The 11,587-nt window shown below is 45.3% G+C and carries 8 protein-coding genes; 2 read left to right on the forward strand and 6 right to left on the reverse strand.

Annotation, left to right across the window (positions count from 1 at the left end):
* Positions 1 to 25: 25 nt before the first annotated feature.
* Positions 26 to 2,125, reverse strand: a complete 2,100-nt coding sequence (locus HQQ92_RS06060) for a cytochrome c3 family protein (RefSeq protein ID WP_168824357.1) — start codon at positions 2,123 to 2,125, stop codon at positions 26 to 28.
* 541 nt (positions 2,126 to 2,666) lie between these two features.
* Here HQQ92_RS06060 and HQQ92_RS06065 point away from each other — a divergent pair.
* Positions 2,667 to 3,263 (forward strand): thymidine kinase, encoded by a 597-nt coding sequence (locus tag HQQ92_RS06065; protein ID WP_028761119.1) that lies wholly within the window; start codon positions 2,667 to 2,669, stop codon positions 3,261 to 3,263.
* A gap of 367 nt (positions 3,264 to 3,630) precedes the next feature.
* Positions 3,631 to 6,708: a transglycosylase domain-containing protein gene (locus HQQ92_RS06070; protein WP_173243926.1), complete on the forward strand. Its 3,078-nt coding sequence runs from the start codon at positions 3,631 to 3,633 to the stop codon at positions 6,706 to 6,708.
* A 151-nt stretch (positions 6,709 to 6,859) separates the two neighbouring features.
* Here HQQ92_RS06070 and HQQ92_RS06075 read toward each other — a convergent pair whose 3' ends face one another.
* From HQQ92_RS06075 to HQQ92_RS06095, 5 genes are all read right to left on the reverse strand, one after another.
* Positions 6,860 to 8,071: a PQQ-dependent sugar dehydrogenase gene (locus HQQ92_RS06075; RefSeq protein WP_173243929.1), complete on the reverse strand. Its 1,212-nt coding sequence runs from the start codon at positions 8,069 to 8,071 to the stop codon at positions 6,860 to 6,862.
* A 170-nt stretch (positions 8,072 to 8,241) separates the two neighbouring features.
* Positions 8,242 to 9,000 (reverse strand): sulfite exporter TauE/SafE family protein, encoded by a 759-nt coding sequence (locus tag HQQ92_RS06080; RefSeq protein ID WP_173243932.1) that lies wholly within the window; start codon positions 8,998 to 9,000, stop codon positions 8,242 to 8,244.
* Positions 9,001 to 9,191: 191 nt separating this feature from the next.
* Positions 9,192 to 9,509: a hypothetical protein gene (locus HQQ92_RS06085; protein WP_025008087.1), complete on the reverse strand. Its 318-nt coding sequence runs from the start codon at positions 9,507 to 9,509 to the stop codon at positions 9,192 to 9,194.
* 38 nt (positions 9,510 to 9,547) lie between these two features.
* On the reverse strand, positions 9,548 to 10,150 hold the full coding sequence (locus HQQ92_RS06090; protein ID WP_173243935.1) for a DJ-1/PfpI family protein: 603 nt from the start codon (positions 10,148 to 10,150) through the stop codon (positions 9,548 to 9,550).
* Between the two features lie 135 nt (positions 10,151 to 10,285).
* Positions 10,286 to 11,308 carry a hypothetical protein gene (locus tag HQQ92_RS06095; protein WP_173243938.1) on the reverse strand — a complete coding sequence of 341 codons (1,023 nt, stop codon included), beginning with the start codon at positions 11,306 to 11,308 and terminating at the stop codon, positions 10,286 to 10,288.
* Positions 11,309 to 11,587 lie beyond the last annotated feature (279 nt).

The following is an 11,587-nucleotide window of genomic DNA, read 5'->3' on the forward strand; positions in this document are numbered from 1 at the left end:
AATCACGCGATGATGAGATGATTAATTAGCGAGTAAACTTGTGGTATTTATCAATACCAGAACTTCTACCTGTGTCATGACATACTGCACAGGATTCAGAGGTCGGTTGTTTAAACCAGTCAGCAACCTTTGGTATGCTGATTTCACCACCGTTGCTTGCCATATGCGCCTTAGCTGAATCGCTAGTGTGGCAGGCATAACAGTTAGCGGTGACTGGGCTTGTCATTTTGCTACCTGGCTCAGCGATGTATTGATTTGGCACTTTGCTTAAATCAATCGCTTTTTCATGACAGGCAACGCAGCTAGTAGAGGCTTCAATCGCGCCTGCACCGTTAGCGGTTTGCGCTTGAGTTCCATCAGCTTTAACTTCACCGACTTTAGCGCCATTACCCCAGTGCCAGCTGTGCACCATAGGACCAAAACCTGCGCCTAAGGCTGCTGAAGTACGTTCCATGCCGTTGTCATGGCAGGCGATACAAGCTTTACCACCTTCATCGAAGGCACCATTTTTGTGGAACGCAGTGGCATCGTTGTGACAAGTAGTACAGCTGTTAGTACTCGCTATCTCACGACGTTCGAAGCCAGAGACCTTTTGAGTGGTGACAGGGTTAACGACATCTGAGTAAGCCGTAAAGGATATGCCCATAGAACCATCATAACCTGTCGCTCTTAGGCTGCCATTACTTTGGTAGCGTTGCTTGCCATCATATTCCATCCAACCAGCGGTACTGAATGTCACGCGGGCAGAATAAACATAGTTAGCATTCACTGCGCTGATATCTGTCAGTAAATGACAGATATTTTTAGTGCCGTCAGTGTTGTAACCATAGTAGTAGTTAGTACGGTTACCTGGGCGACCCACTAAGCTGCCATTTTCATAGGAATGTAAATAAGCGCCCGCATAAACTACGGGTTTCTTAGCGTCATATACTAGCGGGCTAGAATAGTTAAAGTTGTCTTTAATGCTAAAGACGTTACCATCGGTGTCTTTCACTGTCAGTGTTGTACACCAGCCTGGGGCGGTTACTGCTGCCGCAGCACCTGTCGGCGCATAGTGGTCTGTCTTGGTAGAAATATCATCTACTTTAACAGGTGTTGATAGACTTAATTTATACTTAGCGCGAATCGCTTGGCGTTCGGTTATACCCGCTTTGCTTTCGTGCATAATGCGCAGATCCGCACCATTACTTGGGATAATAGCCCCTGGTACGCCACCACTGTCATGGCAATCAATACAACCTGGTCCAGCTACGTTGATGTTTTTAGGTGCTTCAACGTGACAAGATGTACAGTTTTGTACTGAAAAGTCTTTAGTAAAATCTTGGTGATTGATATGACCAATTTTAGATAGGGTGTTTGTCGCATAGCCACCCGTAGAGAAACCTTCAGCATTGACAACTGCGCGGCTAACTGAACCGTGACACACTAAACAGCCTTCCACGAAGGTGACTTCGCTGTCCATGCCAGTAGCGACATAGCTTGCATGACGACGAGGGCTTGTTGAGTAGTCGATATGGCAAGAGTAACAACTATCAGTTGTGGTTGAATGGGTGCCTTCAGGTTTGTTAACGACCAGAGGTTTAGAGGTCGCAATACCATTATTACCACCGACACGTAACCAAACAATACCTTCAGTGCTTGGATTAACCCCTTTCATTGGTACTTTAAATTGGTAATGACCATCAGCTAAAGCGGTCAATTCAGCGCCGACGGTTGCTTGAGTTGCTTCACCGCCAATATGGACGTTATCTGCAACACCATTTTTATCAGCTTCGGTGCGGTTAGTGATGAAGCCTTTATCTGTTAGTGCAGCCACTTTGGCTTGAGCATTTAACAGTCCGTTGATTAGGTTATTGTTTTCATCTGTAATTTCAAATTCGTAAGTGATACTGCCTTCGCCAAAGCTATAGTTGATCACTTTGACGTTAGTCATAGTAGAACTGGTGACTGGGGGCGGTGTTCCAGGCTCTCCGGGTGTTCCAGGTTCACCGGGTGTTCCAGGGATACCGGGCGTTCCTGGTGCTCCATCTACACCATCTTTACCATCATCGCCACAGCCAACAAGGGCGCCAGTTAGTGCTAAGGCAACTAAATATGCCAGTTTTCTAGAGGTGAAAATTCTCATCATAATCTCCATTTGATCCAATATGCGAATAAAGGACGGAGTGGAGCACTAAAGTTTGCAGGGTAGATTAGTGCTTTGACCGTTGGTCTCAATTTGCAAGCTATCGAATACTTTTCTTTTTTTAATTGAGCACGTTTTGTCTCGAATGAAATATTACTGTTAAATTTGTGTTTGTTTTTTGAGCGCAAGCCCATTTATACCTATTACTTTGGAGGTAGATCGCACTTTTTAAATTTAACTTTTACTAATTTTTCCTTATGAAACAACATTTAAGTTTCAGTTAAGCTTTCATTAACAATTGAGCGGTATCGGGGCGTTTTTTATGTTTTTTGCAGGGAAGAGTATTAAATGAAGTGGACTAGAAATATTTCAGGAGGCGATTGGGGATTAAAATGATTGATAAGTTGGTGTCATTGCAGAATTTCATGATAAAAGCTTAGCGGCTGCTAGTGTTCTGATGTGAAGCGCAATGTTAGACTAGCGCTCAATTTGGCTCTGGTAGCAGACGCGTAAGCGATAACGTTTTTAAAGGGTATAAGTCTTGGCTCAATTGTATTTTTATTATTCGGCAATGAACGCGGGTAAATCCACTTCCCTATTACAGTCATCCTATAACTACCGTGAACGCGGTATGAATACTTTGGTCATGACAGCTTCCATAGATGACAGATATGGCAAAGGTAAAGTGGCCTCACGTATTGGCATTGAAACCGAAGCACAGGTATTTAGTAGCCAAGATGATTTGACTCAAATGATTAGCGATGTGCATCAAGCTACGCCATTAAGTTGTGTGCTGGTGGATGAGTGTCAGTTTTTGAGTAAAGAACAGGTTAAGCAGCTGACGCATGTGGTCGATAATATTGATATTCCTGTACTCTGCTATGGCCTAAGAACGGACTTTCAAGGCGAACTTTTTAGCGGCAGTCATTATTTATTAGCTTGGGCCGATAAATTAGTTGAGTTGAAGACTATTTGTCATTGTGGGCGTAAGGCTAACATGGTGGTGCGTCTTGATGGTGAAGGCAAGGTGATGCGCGAGGGTGAGCAAGTGGCGATTGGCGGTAATGAAAGTTACGAGTCTGTCTGTCGCAAACATTTTCGTGAATTTATCTGGGATGCGCATGAATATGTGGGATGAGGCTTCGTTAATAGTGTGATTATTGAGCGACTCATTCTTTTTGTGCGACTTAAATTAGCTCGTTTTGTTTTTAAGTCATACTGTCTGTTGCCTTAATCGCTGAAAATACCTTGATATCAACAAATTAATATTTGGCAAAATGTACTATCAGCTTAACATTAGTATTGATTAGTGGCGGTTGTGGGTCACAGGCACCCTTCTTTACAGTGAAGTTAGGTTTGATAAAGTGTGGAACATAATGGGTACTAAGACTAATTAATAGAGCCGGATAATGGCTAGATGAGTTTGATATCTTGCTTTACTGAGTGGCAACGGATTTGCTGAGTTGCATGAAAGATGAATATTTTAGTGTTTTTTTGGAGCTGTTTTGCCTAATTCCACATCAGAGATGAAGTTCGAAAATTATCGTCCTCGTCCACCACAACCTGAGCCTAAAGCTAAGGTTAAGCCGCCGCGTAAAGCCAGATCAAAGGGCAGGGTCTGGTTCTTATTTTTCATTCTGATTTGCTGCGCTGCATTGCTGATTGGACTTGAAGTTAAAACTTCGTTTTACCAAGCAAAATTCATCAATCAATATGCTAAGACGCTCACCTATGAATTAGAAAGCTCACCGAGCCAAGCGGTTATTTATCCTAGTTATGGTCCTTTTGATGAGCGCCATGGCTACAGTAAGTTACCTCAGTATATTGATAGGTTATTGCAACGGAATTTTCAGATAACGCAACAAGTGGCGTTTTCGCCAGCGTTGCAGGAATACGCTCAACTTGGATTTTTTCCGCCTTACCATGAAAAGGCCCAATCTGGGTTGACGCTGCTCGATTGCCGCAATACCGATTTATACGAATTTGCCTATCCTAAACGGGTTTATCAGGACGACGATAAGATCCCCAATGAAATCGTTAATACTTTGCTGTTTATTGAAAACCGCGAGTTATGGACGACGGAAGAGAAACTCAATCCTGTGATCGACTGGCCACGTTTTGTGGTGGCAGGTATGAGTCAAATTGCTGAAATGGTTGGTATGAATGTCTCTACCGCGGGTGGCAGTACACTCGCGACTCAGATTGAGAAATTCCGCCATTCTTCCCAAGGTTTAACCTTGAGCATTAAGGATAAGTTACTGCAAATTGGCTCGGCCAGTGTGCGCGTGTACCAACAAGGTGAAAACACTGAACCTGCTCGTAAGCGCATCGTTCAAGATTATCTGAATACCGTGCCATTATCTTCGGCGCCAAATCATGGTGAAGTTCATGGTATTGGTGATGGGCTGTGGGCGTGGTTTGGTACCGATTTCGATACTGCAAACAAGCTGTTAGCATCGCCGCAGATCAAAGGTAATGCCACCAAGCGCGGACAAGTATTCCGACAAGTGGTTGCCTTGATGATCGCCCAACGTCGTCCGTCCTACTATCTATTGCAAGGTCATGAAGATCTTGAAAACTTAGTCGATAGCCATATCCGTTTACTCGGCCAGTATTATTTGATTGATCGTGGCCTACGTGATGCTGCACTCGCGCAGAAATTGCAGTTTAAGGTCGCCAAGCCGCAGCGTAATACCCAATCTGGCGCAGATAAGGGCGTGAACACAGTTCGCATTCGCACCGCAGGCATGTTAAATGTGGGGCTGTATGATTTAGACAGGCTCGATTTGACGGTCAATAGTAGCTTACACAGTGACTTACAGCAGAAAGTCAGTCACTACTTACGCAGTCTGGCGCAAGTGCCTACCGCGGAGAAAGTGGGTCTGCTTGGCGAACGGTTACTCGACCCAAGTCAACTGCAAAACGTGCTGTATAGCTTTACGCTTTATGAGCGCACTGATACCGCCAACCGAGTTAGAGTGCAGACGGATAGCACTGATCAGCCTTTTGATATTAACGAGGGCAGTAAGTTGGAATTGGGCTCAACCGCTAAATTGCGGGTGATGGCGACCTACTTAGAAATCATTGCCGAGATCCACGACAAGTATTCCAAGAAACATGGGATTGAATTGGAATCCATCATTATCGAACCAAGGGATCATTTAACCCGTTGGGCGATTGATTACTTGATTTTAAATCCCGACAGACGTTTAGACCGCATGTTAGATGCGGCGTTACAGCGAGAATATTCGGCCTCAACCAGTGAACAATTTTTTACCGGTGGTGGGTTGCATGTGTTTAATAACTTTAAAAAAACAGAAGATTTAAAAACGCCAACACTTTACCAAGCCCTGCAGGATTCGGTTAACTTGCCGTTTGTGCGCCTTATGCGCGATATCGTGAATTACAGCAGTAGCATGCAAAACGAGGGCAATATGGCCCAGTTGCTGCGTAATGATAAAGATCCGCGCCGTGACGAATATCTGCGGGTATTTGCTGATAGAGAAGGTAATACCTTCGTTACTAAGTTTTATCGCAAGTACAAAAAAGTGGCTTCGAATGAGCGTTTCGACATGTTTTTTGACGGTTTGTCCCAGTCGGAGCAGCAGTTGACGGCGGCGTATCGCTATTTACTGCCCGATGAACCTATGGCGGCATTTAAGGCTTTCTTGAAGCAAAGATTGCCGCAGGTGAGCTATACCGATGGTCGTATTAAGAGCTTATACAACAAGTACGGTCCGGATAAATATAATTTGCCAGATCAAGGCTATATCGCACGGGTGCATCCCTTGGAATTGTGGGTGCTGGATTACCTTAATCATAATCCTGATGCCAACTTGAACGATGTTAAGCAGGCGAGTGAAGCACAACGTCAAGAGGTTTACCGTTGGTTGTTTAGGACGCGGCATAAAAACGCCCGTGATGTACGAGTGCAAGTGATGCTTGAAGTTGAAGCCTTCCTTGACATACATCAACGTTGGGCGCGTTTAGGTTATCCCTTTGATTCTATGGTGCCATCCTTAGGCTCAGCGCTGGGTAGCTCGGGTGACCGACCCGCAGCCTTAGCCGAGCTGATGGGCATTATTCAAAATGATGGCTATCGTTTGCCCACAGTGCGTATCAATCAGCTGCATTTCGCCGCAGATACGCCCTATGAAGTGAGATTGCAGAATCAGAACACCCAAGGTGAGCGGGTAATGCGCCATGAAGTAGCACAAGCCTTAAAAGCCGCGCTGGCGAACGTAGTGCAAAACGGCACCGCACGTCGTTTAAAGGGCATTTTTACCGATGAAAAAGGTGGCATGTTAGCCATAGGCGGGAAAACCGGCACCGGTGATAACCGTATTGTGACTCAGATGCAGCAAGGTAAAAAAGTGGCGACTACGGCGATGAACCGCACCGCGACCTTCGTGTTTTATCTAGGTGACAAATACTTCGGTACTTTGACCGCCTTCGTGCCAGGCAGTAAATCCGATGATTTTAGTTTTACCTCGGCGCTGCCATTGCAGGTGATGAAGGGCATGATGCCTATTTTAGCTCCCTATGTACAAACCGAGCAGGGCATGTGTGTGGTGAACGAATAAAGGCATGAATTAAGTGCCACGCCAACGACAAAGAGTGTTCCTGATGAACACTCTTTGTCGTTTTAAGGCTTAAATTCTCTATCGATTGAGTTTATTGCTGTGGTTAACATGGTTTAGTTAAAGCACTGTGATAAAAGTGCAGCGATTAAGATTACTGCGGTGATAACTGGTAGATTTTTGATTTAGCTTCATCGGTTACGAGATAAATCAGTCCATCTGGCCCTTGCACGACTGAGCGTAATCTTTGCCCTAATTCAGTTTTCAGTAGCCGTTCTTCTTTAATTATCTTGTCGCCATCAAGCACTAAACGCACCAGTGTTTTTTCCTTTAGGCTGGCGAGTAAAATATTATTTTGCCACTGCGGAAATTTGTCACCTGTGTAAAACATAAAGCCCGCCGTGGCAATTGAGGGAACCCATTTGTAGACGGGTTGCTCCATTCCAGCCTTGTGGGTGCCTTCGCCGATGTTGCCGCCGCCGTAATTCTCACCATAGGTAATCACAGGCCAGCCATAGTTTTTGCCCGCCTCATCAATATTGAGTTCATCGCCGCCCTGGGGCCCATGTTCGCCCGTCCACAATACTTTGCTGATGGGATTGATCGCCGCGCCCTGCATATTGCGGTGACCAATAGACCAGATCTCGGGTAAGGCGCCAGCCGTATTGACGAAGGGGTTATCCTTAGGCACTGAGCCATCGGCATGAATACGCACCACTTTGCCTAAATGATTGTCCAATGTTTGTGCGCTATCTTTTTCGCTATAGCGATCGCCAAGTGTGATAAATAAAGTGCCGTCAGGCGCCCATACTAAACGAGAGCCAAAATGGTGGCCGCTGTTGATTTTGGGGTGCTGACTAAAAACGCGGGTGAGATTTTCAAGCTTGTTACCATTGAGCGTGGCAAAACTGACCGCTGTGCTATTGAGCTCACTTGCATCACCTTCAGCGGGTTCTGAATAACTGAAATAGATTTTTTTGCTGCTGGCAAAATCTGGCGCAAGCACGACATCAAGTAAACCACCTTGACCTTTGGCATACATAGGCGGTAAACCCGTTAAGGGTTCACCCACTTTGCCTGCGGTGCTGACAATGCGCATTCTGCCAGCACGTTCAGTCACTAGCATACTGCCGTCGGGTAAGAATGCCATACCCCAGACATTCTCTAACCCTTGGGCTATGGTTTTTACCTGAATATTACCCGTTTCCGTTTTGACGCTAATGGTCGCTGCGCTAGCGGTTTCGGTGTAAATAGCCGGTGAGCATGCAATAAGACACAGGGCAAGATTTAAGGTGCTTAGTTTCAAGGTCTTTGGCATTAATTTACTCAGTCTCAAGGTCCTCAGCTTCAAGGTCATCAGTTTCATCGCTATCCTTAATCACAGTGTTCTCCTATAGGATGGATCAGAGTAACAAGTCAGTCACATAAGGGCAATTTATCGGTGAGACCTTGTATCGAAAACTCGCCTGTCCAGCTTTTATGAGTTTAAGTTTCACAAATCAAAAGCCTAACGTATGAAAACTAACGCATGAAAAACTAGCGCATGAAAAAGCCTAAGGCCATCGCTAAACCGACGATCACAATAAAGCCGCGTAGCAAGGGCTGTGAAATACGGTAGGCCAGCGCCGCCCCCACATAACCACCGACAATCGCCATAACGGCAAGCAGCAACAGATATTGCCCATTGATAACATTGCCCGCGGCATAAACCACAACGGCGATGGCGGTGAGCAGGGCTGAAATCAGATTTTTAAGTCCGTTCATCCCATGTAGATTGGTTTGCCCCATCAGGCCAAAACTTGCGAGTAGTATGATGCCTAAGCCACCATTAAAATAACCGCCATAGATACACACAGCCGACAGCATTATCAGTGCCGTTATCGGACTTAACATTGGCGTAGAGGTGTTTTCGCCTTGCTCAGCGATTCTTCGTTTGAGCAACCAAGGGCCAACAATAAAGGCCGCGGTGGCCAGTAGAATCAGCCAAGGGATCAGCTTTGCGAAGACTTGCTCGCTGGTGGTCAGCAAAATACCCGCGCCAATACTGCCGCCAATTAAAGCAATTAAGATCAGATTCTTAAGGCTAAGACTCGCCGGATATTCGATATCCTTTCTAAAACGCCATGCGCTGGCGATATAACCAGGCAGCAGCGCGGCTGTCCCCGTGGCATTCGCCGCAATCGGTGGAACCCCGACAAACACTAACGCTAATAGGGTAATAAAACTGCCTCCACCGGCAACTGCATTGAGCATGCCGCCTAAAAAGCCCGCGAGTGCAATAATAAGCCAGTCCATAGATACCGCTCCTTTGGACAATGAGAGAGTTAAACAGAGCGCTAAAAATGTGTCTGTTATTATGAGTCAATCTAAGCACTCACCCTAACAGGATGATTTCGATATTGAAAGTCGCGTAATGATTCGTTACATATCGCCATTCGTGAAGGTGAAAATATAGGATGAGTGAGCAGGCTTTTATTTGCTTAGTGCTAGGGGACTTGGTCCCAAATACCAGACATAAAAATAACCGCTGCTATGGCTTCACTTTGCTCGGTAAAAACATCTTCTCCCCAACAGTTTTGCCCACGTTCTTGGTAGTAAACATGAAAGGTACTGAGCATAGGTGTTCGAATGCAATACCAACCATCGAAGGTATTCTTAGCAAAATTGACCCAATACTGCGCATCAGCAGTTTGGATTTGCTGAATGAGTAATTCATTTTGCGATAGCAAGGCCACAAGCTCATTCTGGGTGGTTATTTGATGCTCGGCTTTTATAGCCTCGAGAAGATTTTTAAGTTTTATCATGGGATCTTTTTCATTCATCGAGAGTATCTACATCACTTTTAACGAATGGCCGCGGAGATGGAGGATTGGATTAATGCTTCAAAAATATCTGTTTGCCCGGCAGGAATAAGCTGCCTGTGAATTTCGCGGCGTTTCGCACTGTCGAATAAACGCTCCGCAACCCAGCCGGTTAAATAGAGTGAGGAAAGGCAGCCGCCCGCAGTGGCAATATTGCCATTAATCACGAGGGCGCAGTCTTCTACATCGACGCCCATGGCAACTAGGGCAGGTTTTGCATCGGGGTGAGTCGTTGCCGAGAGATTGTCGAGTAGCCCTAATTTGGCAAAGAAGAATGACCCCGCGCAGATACTGCCAAGCAATTGTCGTGTGGGATCTAATTTAAGGGCAGACATAAACTCAGTATCAGCAAGTGCCGCAGGTACGCCTTTGTAACCACTGCTGAATAATACCACGTCTGCATCAGCGACTTCGGCCACATGACCATCGGTTGCAACCATCATCCCCAAACTCGACCTGTGGCTAGGCTTTGTCCCGAGAACTTTTACTGTCCAATCGGTTTTTGTACGGCCGAGAATATCGCGCATTAAGAAGAAATCGATATCGGTAAATTCATCAAATATCACAATCGCAATCTGGTACATAAGCTTTCCTCTGGCTTGTATTGTGGATGACTTAAGGCTTGAATACGCTCAGCTTTAAGCCTTGGGTCCTCAATATGAATAGAATCATGATTTATTGGTTATCCATTTTTTATGAAAATTTGGTTAATCAAAATCTTAACCAGCACTAAACGATGGCAGTCGCTTGGCGAAAATAGTATGGGCATCAAAATCTTGGCTTTGCATTCTGGTTAATGTGTTGGTTAACACCTCATCAGCAGCATCTTCAATCCGCTGTATCCCTAACGTTGCAACATAATCACTAAATGATGTGGATACTTGTTCAAACAAGGCTGTGATCTCGCCAAAGGCTGGATGACTGAATTGTGGGTTAGGCAAACCCCTAAGGGATCGCAGTTTCAGCAGCATTAACGCTGTCAATGGTAAATATGTGTGCGGCCCACCATTGAACTCAAAAAAGCACATTTTATCCCCAATAACTGCTTGTTCTACCTGATGATCACACAGGGTTTGCAGCATAGTGCTGATGAATTCGATATCCTGTGTATCCCAGTTATCTAAAAATGGCGCATAGGGGAAAGGAGCCGTTTTTCGCAGTGTCACTTGCACTTCCGTGGCAGAAGGCGGCTCAATAACGCCCAAATAGCGCCCATACAGCAGCACCAAAAAATCGCCTATAAAACTGTGGGAGCGAATTATCCAGCCTGAGCGCCAAGCCATTGCGTTGGCATAATACAGCTCGTCGGCCTCAGTCTTAAGCCCTGAAAAAAGCATCAGCACCAGCCTGAATACATGGGTTGTATCCCAACTAGCATTAGTAAAACCACCGGTGTTTTCAACCGCAGTGCAGTATTTGTAATAGTCTATGGCGGTATCAAAATAGCCGTAAGCGAGCGAATGCAGCAGCGGTGCCGCCTCGAGCTTGCCTGATTCAATATACGTAAGTTGTGCCGCAAAATTCCAATGACATTCAGGTACTGCGAACTCAGATCCAAATAACTCCCACTGGCGAAAATCATCAGGGTAATCAATATATGCTTTTAATCTCTCGAATTTTTCCGCTATCCCAGTATCAATATAACCAGTCAACAAATACTGGTTGTATTCAAACACGTTTTTTGGATAATCGCGCATCAGCTTGCGGCTTCGGCTGCGTTTATTGAGAAACTTATCTAACATTCTGTGTATCCTTTTTACTTAGCTGGCGTCAAGTTTACCGTAACGGCGCTAAATATGACTATCTGTAGCATTTTTGAAGCAAGCATTAAGCGACTCCGTTGTAGCGATGGTGAACACACATTCGCCAGCAAAGAACCTTACTAACATATGGTGTTATCAGTTTAATGCGCGACATTGTTCATTATTGAATATGCTGGGATGGGGAGTAAACCGCACTCTTGCGTTGGCGACCATCGGAAAAAGGGACTTTTCCGTTGAGCCCCCAAAGATGGATTTACG

This window comes from Shewanella sp. DC2-4 (assembly GCF_013248875.1).
Lineage (GTDB): Bacteria > Pseudomonadota > Gammaproteobacteria > Enterobacterales > Shewanellaceae > Shewanella > Shewanella oncorhynchi.